General features: G+C 37.4%; 15 protein-coding genes. 4 read left to right on the top strand and 11 right to left on the bottom strand.

Annotated elements, in window-relative coordinates:
- Positions 1 to 234: 234 nt before the first annotated feature.
- Positions 235 to 1,905 carry a formate--tetrahydrofolate ligase gene (locus tag AB3H90_RS00665; RefSeq protein ID WP_368015939.1) on the bottom strand — a complete coding sequence of 557 codons (1,671 nt, stop codon included), beginning with the start codon at positions 1,903 to 1,905 and terminating at the stop codon, positions 235 to 237.
- A 182-nt stretch (positions 1,906 to 2,087) separates the two neighbouring features.
- Between AB3H90_RS00665 and AB3H90_RS00660 the strand changes: the two genes are divergently transcribed.
- On the top strand, positions 2,088 to 2,294 hold the full coding sequence (locus AB3H90_RS00660) for a cold-shock protein (protein ID WP_010719225.1): 207 nt from the start codon (positions 2,088 to 2,090) through the stop codon (positions 2,292 to 2,294).
- 852 nt (positions 2,295 to 3,146) lie between these two features.
- On the opposite strand, the gene AB3H90_RS00655 is transcribed toward AB3H90_RS00660, so the two are convergent.
- Both AB3H90_RS00655 and AB3H90_RS00650 read right to left on the bottom strand, forming a co-directional pair.
- Positions 3,147 to 3,377, bottom strand: coding sequence for a hypothetical protein (locus AB3H90_RS00655; RefSeq protein WP_128448498.1), 231 nt, complete (start codon positions 3,375 to 3,377; stop codon positions 3,147 to 3,149).
- 577 nt (positions 3,378 to 3,954) lie between these two features.
- Positions 3,955 to 4,377 (bottom strand): EbsA family protein, encoded by a 423-nt coding sequence (locus AB3H90_RS00650; protein WP_034697854.1) that lies wholly within the window; start codon positions 4,375 to 4,377, stop codon positions 3,955 to 3,957.
- 77 nt (positions 4,378 to 4,454) lie between these two features.
- Between AB3H90_RS00650 and AB3H90_RS00645 the strand changes: the two genes are divergently transcribed.
- The gene (locus AB3H90_RS00645) at positions 4,455 to 4,856 is read left to right on the top strand and encodes a ribonuclease HI family protein (RefSeq protein WP_010719229.1); all 402 of its coding nucleotides are present in this window, start codon (positions 4,455 to 4,457) and stop codon (positions 4,854 to 4,856) included.
- Between the two features lie 51 nt (positions 4,857 to 4,907).
- Here the strand turns inward: AB3H90_RS00645 and AB3H90_RS00640 are convergent, their stop codons facing one another.
- The 3 genes from AB3H90_RS00640 to alaS form a co-directional block, all read right to left on the bottom strand.
- A complete protein-coding gene (locus tag AB3H90_RS00640; protein ID WP_088762416.1) occupies positions 4,908 to 6,047 on the bottom strand; it encodes a cation diffusion facilitator family transporter in 1,140 nt (379 codons plus the stop codon).
- Positions 6,048 to 6,067: 20 nt separating this feature from the next.
- Positions 6,068 to 6,664 carry an ECF transporter S component gene (locus AB3H90_RS00635; protein WP_010737525.1) on the bottom strand — a complete coding sequence of 199 codons (597 nt, stop codon included), beginning with the start codon at positions 6,662 to 6,664 and terminating at the stop codon, positions 6,068 to 6,070.
- 488 nt (positions 6,665 to 7,152) lie between these two features.
- On the bottom strand, positions 7,153 to 9,795 hold the full coding sequence (gene alaS / locus AB3H90_RS00630) for an alanine--tRNA ligase (RefSeq protein WP_368015938.1): 2,643 nt from the start codon (positions 9,793 to 9,795) through the stop codon (positions 7,153 to 7,155).
- Positions 9,796 to 10,158: 363 nt separating this feature from the next.
- Between alaS and AB3H90_RS00625 the strand changes: the two genes are divergently transcribed.
- Positions 10,159 to 10,590 carry a GNAT family N-acetyltransferase gene (locus AB3H90_RS00625; protein ID WP_135981787.1) on the top strand — a complete coding sequence of 144 codons (432 nt, stop codon included), beginning with the start codon at positions 10,159 to 10,161 and terminating at the stop codon, positions 10,588 to 10,590.
- A 130-nt stretch (positions 10,591 to 10,720) separates the two neighbouring features.
- On the opposite strand, the gene AB3H90_RS00620 is transcribed toward AB3H90_RS00625, so the two are convergent.
- The gene (locus AB3H90_RS00620; protein ID WP_123874800.1) at positions 10,721 to 12,070 is read right to left on the bottom strand and encodes a DEAD/DEAH box helicase; all 1,350 of its coding nucleotides are present in this window, start codon (positions 12,068 to 12,070) and stop codon (positions 10,721 to 10,723) included.
- Between the two features lie 100 nt (positions 12,071 to 12,170).
- Positions 12,171 to 13,316: a VanZ family protein gene (locus AB3H90_RS00615; RefSeq protein ID WP_010719235.1), complete on the bottom strand. Its 1,146-nt coding sequence runs from the start codon at positions 13,314 to 13,316 to the stop codon at positions 12,171 to 12,173.
- Positions 13,317 to 13,447: 131 nt separating this feature from the next.
- On the opposite strand from AB3H90_RS00615, the gene AB3H90_RS00610 reads away from it, so the two are divergent.
- Positions 13,448 to 13,774, top strand: a complete 327-nt coding sequence (locus tag AB3H90_RS00610; RefSeq protein WP_010719236.1) for a hypothetical protein — start codon at positions 13,448 to 13,450, stop codon at positions 13,772 to 13,774.
- Positions 13,775 to 13,866: 92 nt separating this feature from the next.
- On the opposite strand, the gene AB3H90_RS00605 is transcribed toward AB3H90_RS00610, so the two are convergent.
- From AB3H90_RS00605 to AB3H90_RS00595, 3 genes are all read right to left on the bottom strand, one after another.
- A complete protein-coding gene (locus tag AB3H90_RS00605; RefSeq protein WP_368015937.1) occupies positions 13,867 to 15,219 on the bottom strand; it encodes an APC family permease in 1,353 nt (450 codons plus the stop codon).
- 66 nt (positions 15,220 to 15,285) lie between these two features.
- Positions 15,286 to 16,239, bottom strand: coding sequence for an L-threonine 3-dehydrogenase (locus AB3H90_RS00600; protein WP_368015936.1), 954 nt, complete (start codon positions 16,237 to 16,239; stop codon positions 15,286 to 15,288).
- A gap of 190 nt (positions 16,240 to 16,429) precedes the next feature.
- Positions 16,430 to 17,620: a glycine C-acetyltransferase gene (locus AB3H90_RS00595; protein WP_368015935.1), complete on the bottom strand. Its 1,191-nt coding sequence runs from the start codon at positions 17,618 to 17,620 to the stop codon at positions 16,430 to 16,432.
- Between the last annotated feature and the right edge of the window lie 906 nt (positions 17,621 to 18,526).

Raw genomic sequence — 18,526 nt, 5'->3', positions numbered from 1 at the left:
TGTTTTGAACTCAAAATCATCCGTGAAACCGCCATTATTTCCTTGTTGACTAACACAATATGTATAAAAACAAGTCAGCCCTTGTATGAACATATACAATAGCTGACTTTATACTTTTTTTTGATCGAAAGGGAGCCTTTACCTAATTTTAGGTATTTACTCGTTTTTTGTGTATTCTCACTAAACATTTTTGATAGATGGCTTTTTTATGAAGCACCCTATCCTCTTTCTTTTTTAGAATAATCCCAGTACTTCCCCATCACTGGTAACATCCATATTCAATGCAGCTGGTTTTTTGGGAAGTCCCGGCATAGTCATGACATCACCTGTTAGCGCAACGATAAACCCAGCCCCTAATTTGGGAACGAACTCTCTGATGGTAATCGTAAATCCTTCAGGAGCGCCTAGAAGTGTCGGATCGTCAGAAAATGAATATTGGGTTTTCGCCATACAAATTGGCAGTTTATCCCAACCATTAAGGACAAACTCATCGATTTGTTTTTTTGCTTTTTTACTAAAACTGACACCTTTTCCACCATAAATCTCTTGGACGATCGTTGCCACTTTTTCTTCAATAGTCGCTGTCGGTTGATACAGAGGCTGATAATCTGCTTGCTGACTATCAATCGCACGAACGACCGCTTTGGCAAGTTCAATTCCACCGTCTGCGCCATGCTCCCAAACACTTGCTCGTTTTACGATCACCCCTTGATTTTCGCAAAGACGTTCTAACAAAGTAAATTCAGCTTCCGTATCTGTCACGAACTCGTTGATCGCAATAATTACTGGGATATGGTATTTCTCCATATTGTGGATATGACGTTTTAAATTACTGAATCCTTTTTCCAATGCTGCTAAATTTTCCGTTTTCAACTCTTCTTTAGTTGCACCGCCATGCATTTTCAATGCACGAACTGTTGCTACGATCACGATCGCATCAGGCGCCTTTTTCAAATTCGGAACTTTGATATCTAGGAATTTTTCTCCACCTAGATCTGCACCAAATCCAGCTTCAGTCACCACATACTCCCCTAATTTAAGAGCTGTTTGGGTAGCTAAAACACTATTACACCCGTGAGCAATATTGGCAAAAGGACCGCCATGAACAAATGCTGGCGTGCCATAAATCGTTTGTACTAAGTTTGGTTTGATTGCTTCTTTTAATAGCAGTGCCAATGCGCCTTCTGCTTTGAGATCACCAGCTGTCACTGGCTTTTGATCAAAGGTATAACCGACAACAATTCGAGCTAAACGAGCTTTTAAATCATCGATGTCTGTTGCTAAGCATAAAATCGCCATGATTTCACTTGCTACGGTGATGTCAAAGCCATCTTCTCTCGGCACACCTTGAATCGGACCGCCCAAGCCAACAATCACTTTTCGCAGTTCGCGATCATTCAAATCGACGACACGTTTCCAGATCACACGACGTGAATCGATTCTCAGTTCATTCCCTTGATGGATATGATTGTCCAAAAGTGCAGACAATGCATTATTAGCAGACGTAATCGCATGCATATCGCCAGTAAAGTGTAAATTGATATCTTCCATTGGTAATACTTGTGCGTAGCCTCCGCCGGCAGCACCACCCTTGATTCCCATGACTGGACCAAGGGAAGGTTCTCTTAACGCAATCACTGCTTTTTTACCAATTTGATTCAATGCGTCCCCAAGACCTACCGTGATGGTCGATTTACCTTCTCCAGCTGGTGTAGGATTGATGGATGTAACTAAAATCAAGTGACCATCTGGTTTTTTCTTTAATTTCTTGATGGTGGAAAAATTGATTTTCGCTTTATATTTTCCGTAAAGCTCCAGGTCATCTTGTTGGATATCCAATTTTTCCGCAATTTCAATAATCGGTTTTAACTCTGTTTCTTGTGATATTTGTAGATCGCTCTTCATCAAATTACCCCTTTACACGAACTTTATACCCAAAACAAAAGAATTTGTTCAGTTATATCTATTATACCTTTTTTTATTTTAAAACAAAATAGGCAAGATTGCTTTTTTAATTTAATTGACGTATATATAAATACTCTTTATAATGTTAGTTATGATCAGACTTTAGAAAGGTCGTGAGAGCTTTGACCACAGGAACTGTGAAATGGTTTGACAACAAAAAAGGATATGGATTTATTAGTTATGATGAAACAGAAGAAATATTCGTCCATTTTACTGCAATTGAAGAAGAAGGTTTCAAAACCCTTGAAGAAAATCAATCTGTAGAATTTGAAATAATCGAAGGAAACCGTGGGGCACAAGCCGCTCATGTCAAAAAAATGATCTTATAAGAAAGTTTCAACAATGAGTAACTTCTCTTCAAAACAGAAGAGATTGCATCAAAAATATTCAATTTAAAGAAAGACCGATACTCCGCAAAATATTCTTTGCAAAGTATCGGCTTTTTTATAATTTTATAATTGCTTGAACGATAGAAAATCAACTTATGCTGCGTCTCTTCCATACAGTACAACGTTCACTAATATTACAAAATCTCACTTTTCAATAAAAAGATACATATTTCTGTTTGTTTTCTAATCCTATCGAAAGAAGGTTATCTCGAATTTATCAGATGATTTGAAAAAAACTGCTCGACTGTATTGAAAACTTGATTTCTAGCGTTTGCTTTAATATTTTTTACAAATTTCTTTTCTTTTTTCTTCGCTATTATTTCTTCTCGTTGTATCTATGCATCCTTCTCACTTATTTCCGAGTGAATGATGTCTTTCGCATCAGATTGTTTTCTTTTCAACATTAATTGCCATTTTAAAAGAATCTTTCTAAATCGAGACAACGGATTTAAAGAATCGACAATCCGAGCAAGGGCTTGATTGTTATATAGCCTTGGTTGATAATCTTTTTTGATTGCTTTTATACCATTTTTTTACCGAGCTTTTCTAATAACTAGTTTCAACAATCACTTTCACTATTTATGATTCGTTCATTTATGTATCTTCTTGAACTAGTTCCTGAAGTTATTTCCTGCGAATCAAGCCCAGCCATGATATTTTTTAAGTCCTGAAGGTTATAACCCTGTGTTTTGCTGTTTTCTTTTAAAAATTGTCAACCATTTATCACTCCTAATTGCTCAAAACACTGAATCCAACGATTGACATTAAAACTATGTGAACCCATAGAAAGATTCATCTCGTTGAGGTGATAGATGTCTGTTGACTCCTGGAGTAGCCCTTCTGCTGATTCGCAAAATTTCTTGAAATTTGCGCATTTTTCCAACTCGCTTGATTTGTTGCACGGACAGATAGCGAACGTATTTCTTGTTTATTGTTCGAACTACCTTGTTTCACTCTTGATGTCTGTGCTTTTTTCATCTGTGTTCTTTTGCCATTTTCCTTTCTTTTATTTAGCTTTTCCAAGTGCATTCTCCGTAGTTTTGTACCTCTCGTTTTCCATATTCCTTTTATCTTTCTACCGTTCCTCCGCCATAGTCTCACTATCTTCCTACCGTTTCTCCGCCATAGTCTCGATAGCTTCGCACCTCTTTTTCTTCGTATTTCTTTTATCTTCCAAATTCGGTTGAGATCTTCTAACATTTTTTTTATTTCCACGTCCGTTTTTCTCCTTATACTTTTTCTGTAAGTTTTATTATAAATAAGAAAAAATGTTATCTTACTTCTTTTTTTCCTTTAAAAAATATTTAGTGCAAATTTTTTATAATATCCTTTATGTTATTAAGTTATATATCCCTTGGTTGAATGGACAGGTGTCCATTACTTTATCGAAAGTTGCTGGTCGAACATCATATCATCCATTATTCTAAGGTCAAGTTCATACAAACGTCAGCAAGACACAATCAAGCCGAAGAATCTCACCCTGATCATAAAATGATCTTCGGATTCTTCGGCTTGTTTTCTCAGAGGTTATATATAGTTATGTTTTTCTCGCAGCTATTTTATATCTGCTAAATCAATTGGTTTAAACAAGTAAAATCAATCAGCTAGTTGTATTTACTTGGTTGTTAGTGCTTTGTTGCTCTTTACCTTCAGAATAGTAGGACAAAAAAGCTGTCTGACTTTTTTTGCGCATCAGATAGAAGGTTGGCTCAGCCTTCCCTACATATTTAATCTTTACGCCTCTTTTGACCGGTGTTACAGAGTCAATATCTTGTAGCGGGATATTTTGGTCCTTCCAAAAAGCAGCATATTTAATTTTGATTGCATGGTTTTTCAAAATAAATGACCGACGATACCCAAGAAAAAGAAAAATTAAAAATAGCCCCATCACTAAGTTACTTTTCCAATAGGGTCTAGTGTTTTCAAGTGATAAAATCAAACTAAAAAATAAAATGATCAAAGATAAAGACCAATAGATGATCGTCTGCGCCCATTCCGGCTGCCAGCGAATTATTTTTTTCATTCTTTAACCTCGCATCTATTTGTAATGGTATAATTATAGCATAACACTATTTTTATAAAAAGGAGAGCTTCCTTATTATGATCAAAGTATACATTGATGCTTCCACAAAAGGCAATCCAGGACCTAGTGGTGGAGGCATTTTAATTATCCATGAAAATAAACAAGAACAGCTTACCGTCCCACTTTCGGATGGCTCCAATCATCAAGCTGAATTCGAAGTCTTTTTAAAAACTTTAGAAATTTTAAAGGAAAAAGGCTGGGTCAATGAAACAATTCTCTGTTATTCCGATAGCAAAGTACTTGTTTCTACAATCGACAAAAACCACACGAACAACGAAAGTTTCTCTTCCCTTCTATATGAGATCCAACAATTACTCGCTCAGTTCCATTTACTCATCTTACAATGGATTCCCGAGAGTAAGAATAAAGGGGCGGATAATCTGGCACGCCAAGCGCTTCAAAAACAATTAAATCCATAAAAAAAAAGACTTTTTAGCTACTTACTAAAAAGTCTTTTTAAAGTTTCTGATTTAATAGAGAAGATAATTGTGATCAAAAGTAATATCGAGTTCAAAAGAACCAACCTTTTTCTCAATAGCTTGACGAATCTTTTCTTCTAAAACATCATCTGGTAACTTGAAATTCTGAGGAACTACAATATCGAATTGCAACTCTTTCCCTTTACGTATGATCCGTAAATCGTGCAACCTCAACTCTTCCCCCAACTCTTTGATAATTTGTCTCAAATGTTTCAATATCTTACGGTATTGTTCATTATGGATTGCTACCGGATCTAGATGACAAACTAAATCTACATCCAAAGTCTTTTTAAAGTCTTTTTCGATAATATCAATGATTTTATGTGCTTCATTCAAGTTTAAACTGTCGTCAACTTCAATATGAACAGAAGCAAACTTTTTATTTGGTCCATAATTATGAACCAACAGATCATGAAAACCTAAAATCGATTTATAAGAACTTAATTGTTTTTCCATTGTTTTGATTTCTTCAGCTGTTGGACGGCTACCTAGTAATTCATAGACAAAATCACGTAACATCATGATTCCACTAAAAATAATGTACCCGGCTAAGACAAAACCAACATAGCCATCAATACGCCAGCCAGTGAATCTTTCGATACCTGCAGATACTAAAACAGCTAACGTCGTGAATACATCATTGTAACTATCTTTGGCTGTCGCTTTTAGTGCTTCTGACTGAATTGTTTTTGAAAATCTAGTGTACATACGTCCTTGTAAAAGTTTTAACAGAATCGAAAATATCAGGACAAGAAACACGATCGGTGTCAGGACTAAATGTTCCGGCCGAAAAATTTTCCGTATAGAAGCGTCCAAAAATTGAAACCCTACATACGTAATGATGATTGAAACAAATAAGCCACTGATATATTCAAATCGTTCATGTCCAAATGGATGTTCTTGGTCTGCGGGTTTTGCAGCAATCTTAAACCCAACAAGCGTCAAAATGGATGAAGCTGTATCGGATAAACTATTGATAGCATCCGCCATGATCGAAACACTGCCAGAAAAAAGGCCGATCATAAACTTCGCAACAAACAATAACATATTTGAGATAAGACCTAAGATTCCAGCTATAATACCTTTTTTGGTACGTTCTTGCCCACTAATCGTTTTTTGTTCTTTTGACACTTTTTCGCTTCCTTTATTCTTTATTCTGGTTTGAGTGGCGTTGCAGCAAACAGCGCTTTAGCAATCAGTGGCGTAATGATTCCGGCACCTATCGCTTCCGGAATCCCATTGATTGCGGCAACTCCTGCCAAAGTTTTAAATAATAGATCCGCATCTACGCCATACGCATCAGCAGTTGCCCCAGTATAAAACAGTCCCATAAACCCTAGAACTAAAAGTGTATTCACGAGTGAGCCAAATACTCCTGCTAAAACCGAGCCAACGACTACAGAATGATAACGTTGATAAATCCAGTGAAAAATGATTCCTGCAACTAAGCCAACTAACACTCTAGGAACAACTGAAATGATCGGATTGGTAAAGACGAGGGTATCAAATGGGGTCGTAGGCATGGCGTAAGCACGAATGATCGTGGCGATCCCCCAAAACAAACCAATGACCATGCCGTCTTTCGGTCCTAATACAACCGCAGCAACGATAACTGTTATGTGAATAATCGTCAAACTAATAAATCCTAAAGGAATAAACCCTAACCATGGAACCATTGCTTGAACGATAATGATTGCTAATAAAATCGCTCGTAAAACTAAACGAAAAGTTTTATTTTTACTATTCAATTTTACCCCCTCCTTTTTATTCTAATCGTAAAAGGTTTTGCTTTTTTGTCAATTAATTACTCTCAAAGAAAATGCTGATTGGTTGCATTCAGTTCTCATAAAATAAACCGAATTTGTCAACGGGATTTCCGTTTCAAACAAATTCGGTAGAACTTTTCTTTAACAAATAGGAGGATTCAATACTCCTTGAACAAAAAAGGTCGTTCTTGAGCCCTTTAGCATGTATGAAAATAAATAGTATTATCGGTGCTTCCTTAAGCAATAAGCGATCAGTGTTTAAACTATGAAAAGCTGTTTAAAAAATGACCGCTTACTCGCTTCAATGAAAGCATTCTATTCCCCATTATTTGCTAAAACAAGGTCAAGTATTTGCTCCTTGAAATAAGTTTTTTCTCTCCCAAACATAAAATACCGTTTCAAAAGGAGGTTATTATCATCTGAGCTATTCGACGCTCTCCCATTTTATTTGGAAAAGTATTTAAAGTTGATTATTGATTAGACAACCATGTTTTAGCTTCTGATAAAGCATCTGGGATACCAGCAGGGTTTTTCCCACCTGCTTGCGCCATATCAGGGCGACCACCACCGCCACCACCAACTTTTGGTGCGATTGCTTTGATCAAGTCACCAGCTTTTAGCCCAGCATCATTTGCTTCTTTCGTCATAGCGACTAACAAACTAACTTTTCCGTCTTGTTCATTTGCCAAAACAAGAATATCGGAAATGTTTTTTTGTTTCCATTGGTCTGCTAATTGACGTAATTGGTTCATATCTTTTACTTTTACTTGTGCAGTAATCATTGAATGACCACTAACTGTTTCCACATTTTTAAAGACATCGCCTGCTTGTTGGTTCGCTAGTTTACTTGCTAATTGTTCATTTTCTTTTTGTAGTTCTTTTAGTTGTTGTTGTAATTGTTCTGTTTTTGATACAACCTCTTTTAATTGAGGTGATTTGACAATTGTGGCAACTTCTTTTAATTGTTTTTCTTCTGCTTCCAATAACTCATAAGCTTCTTTACTTGTTACAGCTTCGATCCGACGAACACCGGCACCGATTCCTGATTCAGAAACGATTTTAAAGATTCCAATATTTTCAGTATTTGCTACATGGGTTCCACCACAAAGTTCGATAGACCATCCACCAATGTTCACTACACGGACTTCTTGACCATATTTTTCACCAAATAAAGCCATAGCCCCCATATTCTTAGCGGTATCGATATCTGTTTCGATGGTTTCTACTGGGATTGCTTCCCATATCTTCTCATTAACGATTCGTTCCATTTTTACTAATTCATCAGCTGTGATTTGTCCAAAATGAGTAAAGTCAAAGCGTAAATGTCCAGGAGCAACTAAAGAACCAGCTTGGTTTGCATGTTCCCCTAAAACTTCTTTTAAAGCTTTATGCAATAAGTGAGTCGCCGTATGGTTCTTAATGATGCGATTTCTCATCGGTACATCGATCAACAAGTGGTAAACTTCGCCTTCAGTCAATGTTGAAAGCACTTCTACGGTGTGCATAAATTGTCCATTCGGTGCTTTTTGAACGTCAACAACTGTCGCAACCGTTTCTCCAGAGGCATTGATGATCCAACCTTGATCAGCCACTTGTCCACCCATTTCTGCATAAAATGGTGTTTGATCAAAAATCAATTGACCTTGTCCAGCAGACAATTCACTCACTAGTTCTTCATCTTTGATAATCACCAATAGTTTGCTGTCTGATTCAACTTGATCATAGCCAATAAATTTACTATCCACTTTGATATCTGTTAATAGGGCAGATTGGACACCCATTGATTTTTCTGTGCTACGAGCAGCACGCGCACGCTGTCTTTGTGCTTCCATTTCTTTTTCAAAGCCTTCATGATCGACTTTCAAGCCTTCATCTTCTGCCACTTCTTCGGTCAACTCCACTGGGAAACCGTAAGTATCATACAATTTGAAGATATCTTTTCCAGCAAGTGTTGTTCCATTTGTTTTTTTAACTTCAGCGATCACTTGATTCAAGATTTCAAGACCTTCATTGATCGTTTCATTGAAACGTTCTTCTTCGGTACGTACTACTTTTTCAATAAATTCTTTTTGTTGAAGGACTTCTGGATAATAGCTAACCATGATTTCGCCTACTACTGGAACAAGATCATATAAGAAAGCTTTTTCGATCCCTAATTTTTTCCCGTGCATCACTGCTCGGCGTAATAAACGACGAAGAACATAGCCACGACCTTCATTTGAAGGAAGCGCCCCATCTCCAATCGCAAAAGATAATGCTCGGATATGATCCGCAATTACTTTATAAGAAATGTCGGTTGTCGGGTTTTCCCCATATTTTACTTGGTTACTTAGTTTTTCTACCGCATGAATGATCGGTAAGAACAAGTCTGTTTCGAAGTTTGTTGGTGCATCTTGAACGATCGAAACCATCCGTTCCAGCCCCATGCCCGTATCAATGTTTTTATGTGGTAAAGGTTCAAATGTATGATCTGGTTTATGGTTGAACTCAGAAAATACTAGATTCCAAATTTCTAAATAGCGTTCGTTTTCTCCACCAGGATAGTTTTCTGGATCATCTTCTGCAACATCATTGTATGCTTCGCCTCGATCATAGAAGATTTCTGTATCAGGACCACAAGGACCCGCACCAATATCCCAGAAATTATCTTCAACATCTACAATGTGATCAAGTGGCAAGCCGACTTCTTCATGCCAGATTCGTTTTGCTTCTGTGTCTTTTGGATAAACGGTAACATATAATTTTTCGGGATCAAATGCCATCCATTCAGGACTTGTTAAAAATTCCCATGCCCAATGGATTGCTTCATTTTTGAAATAATCACCAATAGAAAAATTCCCAAGCATTTCAAACATTGTGTGGTGACGTGCTGTCTTCCCTACATTTTCAATATCATTCGTACGAATTGATTTTTGAGCGTTTGTGATGCGTGGATTTTCTGGTACGACAGAGCCGTCAAAATATTTTTTTAACGTAGCAACCCCTGAGTTGATCCATAAAAGCGTTGGATCGTTGACCGGAATTAATGATGCGCTAGGTTCAATCGTGTGTCCTTTTGATTGGAAGAAATCTAAAAACATTTGTCGAACTTGTGCACTACTTAATTGTTTCATTTTATTACCTTCTTTCTTTATTTTAAACGACAAAAAAACACCCTCACAGCCAAGGACGAAAACTCGCGGTACCACCTTGGTTGCAATGATGTTCGATCATTACCTCTTGAACTCGATAACGCTGAGTAGCGTTGATATTTCTATCAATAAAAAAGGGAGCAATTTGTTTTTTTGACTATTCTTTTTTCAGCCTGGAAAGAATTTTCTGTAAGTCAGACTTAAACAAACCATGTCCTTTTCGTACTTTACAAGTATACGTATTCTATTTTATTCTGTCAACCGCTCTTTTCCTTCAACTCTTATTTCTTTCTAGAATATTTTTTGTTAAGCTTGAATTACGCCTATTAATCAAAAGGAGAATCGATGATGCAAGTTTATTTTGGAAACAAGTCCTGGATCAGAGGGGCGAGTTTTTATCTTCGTTATCAGGTATTTGTTCTGGAACAAGGCATTTTGCCAGAATTAGAATTTGACGAAACGGACACTTCTGATAACTACTTTTTGTTAATGGAAAACAATGTTCCAATTGCAACATTACGTTATCAAAAAAAATCGTCCACTTGTCTTAACCCCGATCGTTTTTGCGTCGCCAAAAATTATCGCCAACAAGGTTTCGGTCGTCAGCTGTTGTCCTTAGCTGAACAGAAAGCGAAAAAAGAAGGCTTGCTATCAAGTTACCTAGTAGCAGAAATGACTGCCCTTAGTTTCTATCAGCAACAAGATTACGAGACTTGTACAGATCCTTTTATCGAGGATGGGATTACCTGCGTAGGGATGCAAAAAGAATTGATTTAAGATCTATTATCACTAGATTATCTGCTAATTGAACACTTAAAAACAGACCAAAGGAATGCAGAAGACATGCAATCCTTTGGTCTTTGAGCGTGAAGTCATGACGTCTCTTTTAAAGGGTCTGGTCATTGACTTACTTATTGGAGTTTTTCTTATTTTTTCTTGCAGTTCTAGTTTGTTGTCTGCGTTCGATTTTACGGTCTTTTTTGTTCTTTTCAGCAATTGCCCAATCGATTTTCTTTTTATATCCAGGTTTGATTTTTTTCTTTTTCTTTTTCACTAAGCCGATCAATGTAGGATCCAGTGTATCTTTGGATTTTTCCCGTTTCGTCCGACGATTGCGGTCATAAGTCTTGATGATTTCATCATTTTTGATTTCCATCGGTTCAAATGTGACACCAATTTTTTCAATACTGTCAATCGTTTGTTCATCACTTGGTGAGTACAAAGTGATCGCAGTTCCTTTTAAACCATTACGTCCAGTCCGACCTACTCGATGGATAAAGAAGTCAAGGTCTTCAGGAATTTCTGCATTGATCACATGAGAAACCCCTTCAATATCGATGCCACGTGCCGCTAGATCTGTCGCAACCACGTATTGATATTCTAAGTTTTGAACTTGGCGCATCACCCGTTTTCGTTCTCTTGGAGTGATATCTCCATGGATTTTGGCTACTTTTAAGCCTTGATTTTTCAAATAATCAGCAATTTCATCCACGTGTTGTTTCGTATTTGCAAAGACAATTGCAAGGTAAGGATGACCAATTGTTAACAATTGGTAGATCATTCGATTTTTATCTTTCCCTTTAGTAGAGATCAGCCAATTCTCGATATCTTCTGAAATAACTGCTTTCGGTTTGATTTCTTCAATGATTGGATTTTCCATGTATTTACGTAAAAATGGTCGTAATTTTTCAGGAATCGTCGCTGAGAAAACTAAAAATTGCAGTTTTTCAGGCAAGCGACTAGCAATTTGATCCACTTCATGCAAGAAGCCCATGTCCAGTGTCATATCTGCTTCATCTACAACAAATGCAAATGCTGTATGGATTTTTAATGCTTGTTCATTCATCATATCCAAGATTCTACCTGGCGTTCCCACTACGATCTGTGGTTGTTGATGTTTCAAGCGGCTCAATTGGCGTTGCTTATCCGTTCCACCTACAAAATTCGTCACTCGGATCTCTGGATCGGAAAATTTAGCGATCTGACTAGCAGCATCATAAATTTGAGTAGCTAGTTCACGACTTGGTGCAGTGATTACTACTTGTACTTCGGCTTTTTCCGCATTGATTTTTTGAAATAAAGGCAATAAAAATGTATGCGTTTTGCCCGAACCAGTTTGTGATTGACCAATGATATTTTTTCCTTTAGCGATCAAAGGAATCAAACGCTCTTGTACTTCAGTTGGTTGAGCAAAACCTTTTTCTGCTAACGCCTCATTTATATATGGTTTAAAATGAAATTGTTCAAAATTACTCATTTAAGTAAGCACCTCTTCTCTTTCTTTTTTACACGACTTTCGCATTATACCACATCCTCAAGCAATTTGCTTGATCCTTTTCAAAGTCGCTCACGATCCACTAGTTCCCTTTTGGTTGAATGGTACTAATCGTATGTGTTTGACTGGCTTTTTCATAGAACAGCACTCTTTTCTTACGAAGGAATGACAAGAAAAGATTCAGCATGAAGATAAACTGTGCAAATGCAACACCCAACACAATAAAAATCCCGCTTACCTGTAATACACCTGTCGTATGGTCAGTGATATGTTGGATCGTCTGACTAAGCCAAGCTAACCCATAAAATAAAAAGTAAAGATACCCATAACGGATAAACAGGGCTTTAAAAGAAAGTCGTTTTCCGTTATCCGAAACCACACGAATGCGTACGATTTTTTTACCTAAAGTGAGACCGTTTGTTACATATGGTATGACCATGAAATAAAGCAAGACTTCTAAAAATACCCACCAACTACTTGAAGTGATATCACCTATTTTCAAAGACAATTGAAGAGTCACAGCAATCAGCACGGATAAAACCGATAAGAAAGCCCAATCAATGAAATAGGCAACTAATCGTCTCGTTAGAGAAACTGTTTTCCCTTTTTCGTATGACACTTCATCCATTCTTGCTCTCGTAGGCAACATGAAGGTAAAGATTGGTGTCATAATGTACCCTAACGTTCCTCCGATCGTATTCGTCAATAAGTCATTGACATCAAATAGCCGATAAGGTCGAGGATAAATAAAATACAACCCACTTAACTGTGTCAATTCAAAAAATAAGGAAAGACAAAAACTTGCAATGATGGTTTTCACAAAAGATAATCGAAAATAATATCTTAAATAGATCCCGAAAGGTAATAAAAGCAAAACATTAAATACCGGTTCTAAAAAAACGCTTTGTCGCATCGCTGGTAAATACGTACTTGGATCAGATAAAACCAAGACGGTATTCTCTCGGAAATGGACCCATGATGCAAATAAATGTAATTCCATTTTAGGTCCGGTCATTTGAGCAACGGCTTCCTTTGAAGGCAACGGTAAAATGATCAAAAAATAAGCACATAACAAATAAAAAACAAACGAATATAAGATAACCGCTCTCGAAAAAATAAACGTTCCATACTTTCGATATTCATAAATGAAAAAAACCGAAGAAATCGCTAATGCCAAAAATGGAAAAACAATAAGTGCAAAGCGAATCGGTTCAATATAACTAGCCATAAACATCCCCCTTTTTCATCTTAACTAACGGTTTCATCTTATCAGTACTCTTGTAAACTATGCAAGTTATGGGGTAATTATTTTCAAATTTATATTAATTGAAGTATCATTAACAAAAGGAGGCGATTAGCGTGCTTAATATTTATTTTGTGTTTGGCGTACCCGCTTTTTTATTGATTCTCTATCTCATTTTTGCGTATATACGTAAAAAAACGACCATCCGCTATCTTGGATTTATCTTGTTAATTATTGCTAGTTTCATGCTCGTGTTTAACTTACAGACATGGCAACAAGCACTACTTGAAATGGAGCAAGCTTCCTCTCGATCTTTATCAGATCAATTAGGTTATCCGATCTACTTGATTTGGATTCCCATTACTGTTGCTGGTTTTCTCGTCTTATTAAACCTTTTTCGTGCTTGGCGCCGACTAAAACAGTTAAGAAAAAAAACAGGATAAAAACGTGCATTCTCTTGTAGCTGGTTGGAAAAGTTAGCATTGCTTAACTTGACACGCTACAACAGAATGCATGTTTAACTATCATTTATATGTTAAACTACAGGATATTTATTTTTCAAATATAAATAAACAGGGATTCCGACTAATGTCAAAGCGATTCCGCTAAATGCTAAAAGTGTTTGTGTCAGTAACGTACTAACCACGATAAAAGCACCACCAAGAATGGCGATTAGCGGAATGATTGGGTATAGCGGAACTTTATAAGGCCTTTCAAGTTTTGGAGCTGTTTTTCTCAATATAATTACACCTACAAATACCATCGTATAAAAAATCCAAATCACAAAAACAAGCATATCCGTCAGCATATCAAATCCACCGACCATCATCATACCGATCGCAATCACTAGTTCCAAAACACCAGCAACCACTGGAATCTTCGTTCGATCGTTCAATTTTCCTAAGTGGTGACTGAAAGGTAACCGTTTTTCTTGGGCCATCACATAGGGCAGGCGCATCCCAGTAAGTGTATAGCCATTGATTGTTCCATAGACTGAAATCAAAATCCCGACAGTTACAAGTTTCCCACCTACGCCACCAAAAATCATGGTAGCCACTTCGCTAGCAGCATTACTGTTGCCACTGATTCCTCCAATCGAAGCTGTTTTTAAAAAGACGGTATTAACGAATAAATAAACAACCATAATCCCGATGATTCCTATAGAAATAGTTTTCGGTAAATCTTTTGCCGGTTTTTTTAATTCTCCTGCAATGTTTCCAACGTGAATCCAACCATCATAAGCAAACATTGTCGCTAACAAGCCCGCACCTAATGCTGAAAACAATGGCAGATCTTTTCCTGATTCTATGGGAAACAGCTGAAACTCTACTCCACCGCTGCGAAATAAGCCAAACAAGACGATGACTGCCAGTGGGATCAATTTACAGATTAAGGTAATGGATTGAAAAGTTCCACCAACTTTTGATCCTAAAAAATTGATCAGCATGATCGTCACAGCGGCTATAATAGCGATAGGGACAATCCATTGCTGTTCTAAGGCAAATAAGTTCACAAATTGTGTCCCAAAGATGATTGATAGTGCCGCTACATTTGCAGGAAAGTAAATCACAACTTGTGCCCAACCTAACAAAAAAGCAGCCGTTTGACCATAGGTTCGTTCGATATATTTGACCATACCACCTGTTTCGGGGATCGCTGCGGCAAGTTCTGCACCAGTTAAACCTGCACAGACGGAGATGATACCTCCCAAAAACCAAGAAAGCATATGTAAACTAACTGATCCTGTAACTTCTGCGACACTCGCTGCTTTAAAGAATACTCCCGCTCCAATCACTGTTCCCATCACAGTCGATAAAGCAGTAAAAAAGCCCATCGTTCGCTTTAGTTCGACTTTGTTTTTTTCAACCGATACTTGGTTACGTTCCATCGCTTATCCTCCCTTTATCGTAAACTCCCCACCACTCGATCGGAAGTTTACGATAAACTATAGTAATTAGACTGTTGCTGTCAATTTCTCTTGCAACTTGGTCAACATATCTTGAGTCATTTTATCTAGGTCGTAACGTGGTTGAAAGCCCCATTCTTTTTGCGCACAACTAATATCTAATGAATTTGGCCAAGAGTCTGCGATCGATTGTCGCACTGGATCAACTGCATAGTCCATTTCAAAATCAGGAAACACTTTTTTGATTGACGCTTTGATTTCTTCTGGTTCAAAAGACATCGCAGAGATATTGAATGCATTGCGATGAACTAAATTTTTAGGATCAGCATTCATCAACTGAACAATCGCCTCAATGGCATCTGGCATGTACATCATGTCCATAGCTGTACCACGATCAATAAAGCACGTGTATTTTCCTTCTTTGATAGCTGAATAATAAATATCCACTGCATAGTCCGTCGTCCCACCACCAGGTAAAGTTTTATAAGAAATCAATCCTGGGAAGCGTACACCTCGTGTATCTACGCCATACTTTGTATAATAGTAGTCACACAAAAGCTCGCCTGCGACTTTTGTCACGCCATACATTGTTGTTGGTCGTTGGAGTGTATCTTGAGGAGTCTCATCTTTTGGTGTATTAGGTCCAAAAGCGCCGATTGAACTTGGCGTGAAGAATTTTAACTTAAATTCTCTTGCGACTTCCAGCGCATTGACTAACCCAACCATATTGAGGTCCCAAGCGAACTTTGGTTTTGCTTCAGCGACAGCTGATAAAAGCGCTGCTAAATGAATCAAAGTATCTACTTGATATTTTTCGACTAACGCTCGCATTTTTTCGTAATCCATGACGTCTAAAATTTCAAATAGTTCCCCATCTTCTAGCTTTTCAGGCATACGAATATCCGTTGCGATAACATTTTCATTACCCAAATCTTTCCTTAAACGTAAAACTAATTCCGATCCGATTTGTCCAAGGCAGCCAGTAACTAATACTTTTTTCATACAAACTCTCCTTTTTAGTTCATTTTCACTATCTATTAAAAATAAATGCTACCTACATTCCATCGACCATTCCTCGACGATCAAAATATAAAAAAAAGTAAATTTTTTGATTTTCACAGAAATACAACCGAAACGCTCTATCCTGTGATCGTCTTTCTCTTAGATTTCAGGCGAGATCGTTTCTACTAAATCAAATGATGCCCATTTCATTTCCGACTTTTTGGTAAATCGCTACAGCATGATCAAGCATTTCTTTGGTATGAGCTGCAGTTGGCATATTACGAACACGACCTGTTCCCAATGGTACGGTTGGATAAACGATTGGTTTCACATATAGTCCATTTTCAATCAACTTTTTAGAAAATTGTTGTGTTAGACTCTCATCGCCAAGTATCACTGGAGTGATTGGTGTTTCCGACACGCCGATGTCATACCCGATTTTTTTCAGTTCTTCTTTGAAATAAATGGCATTTTCCCAAACTTTTTCGACTAATTCTGGATGATCTTGCATCAGTTGAATCGATGCTAGAGCAGCGCCAGCAGCACCTGGTGTAAGTGATGTTGAAAACAAGAAAGGACGTCCTCGTGATTTTAACCAGTCGATCAACGATTTAGATCCTGCGACATAGCCACCAACGACACCGATTGCTTTAGACAATGTACCCATTTGCATGTCAATTTTCTGTTGGAGACCAAAATGCTTCACTGTGCCGGCTCCTTTTCCCATCACTCCAGAACCATGGGCATCATCCACATAAGTAATCAACCCGTATTTTTCGGCAATTGGGATCATATCGGGTAAATTAGCTACATCGCCATCCATTGAAAAAACACCATCTGTGATATACATGATTTTGTTATATTTCCCACTATTTACCGCTTCTTTTGCTTTTTCTTCTAGATCGTTCATATCTTGATGCTTAACACGAATGATTTTGGCACCAGAGAGGCGACATCCATCGATGATCGACGCATGATTCAATTCATCTGATAAGATCGCATCCTCCTTAGTCATAATGGCTGAAATAGCTCCCATATTACAATTGAAGCCTGATTGAAAAGCAATCGCTGCTTCTGTACCTTTAAATTCTGCAATTTTATTCTCTAATTCTTGATGGATACGTAATGTGCCATTAATTGTTCGGACAGCACCTGCGCCGACACCATAGCGATTCGTTGCGTCGATACACGCTTGTTTCAGCTCCACTCGATCAGCAAACCCCAAATAATTATTCGATGCTAGATTGATCAAATTTTTCCCTGCTACCTCAATGATTGCATCATTTGCACCTTCAAGGATATCAATCGTGTTGTATAGTCCCTTTTCCTTCAATAAAGCCAGTTCCTGTTCTAAATAAGTTGACAATACTTCAGAAGACATGTCTCCACCCCCATTTTTCTAACCTTCAAGGTTGAGGAACGAATATGCAGCCTTTCATTCCTGTTTATAAGTATACCTTTTCTGATAACGCTTACACAAATTATGAGAGTTATTTAACTGAGTATTTTCTTACATAACAAATCAATCGGTACTCCACTAACGAAATATTTTTTTACTTATTTTAGTAACTGTCGTTATTTTTAAGAGGATCACCTCTAGCTAATATCAACCCTTAACTTAATCAACTTTCCAATAAATATTCCATATATTCTGAATTTTCCGCCATTAGTTATTCTTGTTTTTTGTTATGAAATAAAAAAACGAATATTCTATTTGTATATTAAATTCTTTTAATGTTTGCTTCTCTAGCTATATATTACTTGGTCCAAGGCGCTTACCTGTAGCTATTTTAAGAAGTCTTTCTCCCAACACAAAAAACGTTCCCTATAGTCGTCAGTTACTACTCATGACCACAAGAAGAGACTGAGACAAACCTTGCCTCAGTCTCTTCTGGTCTCTCTAAAAACGGATAAACGGCGTTCAAGAAGCAACTCCTCAACAATAAGCGATGATTTTCTAAAATATGAGGAGCTATTTTAAAAAATCCTCTCTTATTCGCTCGGAGCTAAACGCTTCTTTCACAGCCTCTTGCTAAACGGTGTTCAAAGAGCTGACCTTCGGCGATAAGTCAAAAAATCTCAAAACATGGGGAGCTGTTTCGAGATTTTCATCCTTAATGCTCCTGCGATTACTCGTCGCAGTTTTTACTTGGTGAGCGCTCAGGTCAAAACACTCTTTTCACGACCTCTTGTTCACGGTGAGACAAAAGTAGCATCTTCGGAAAATTTGCCGAAATTTACCAAAAATTTGAGAAGCACCAAGTAGGTAACAATCAACATCAAAAAC

The organism is Enterococcus sp. C63 (assembly GCF_040887215.1).
GTDB classification, from domain to species: Bacteria; Bacillota; Bacilli; order Lactobacillales; family Enterococcaceae; genus Enterococcus_B; species Enterococcus_B hirae.
This window is presented reverse-complemented; position numbering and strand designations above follow the sequence as displayed.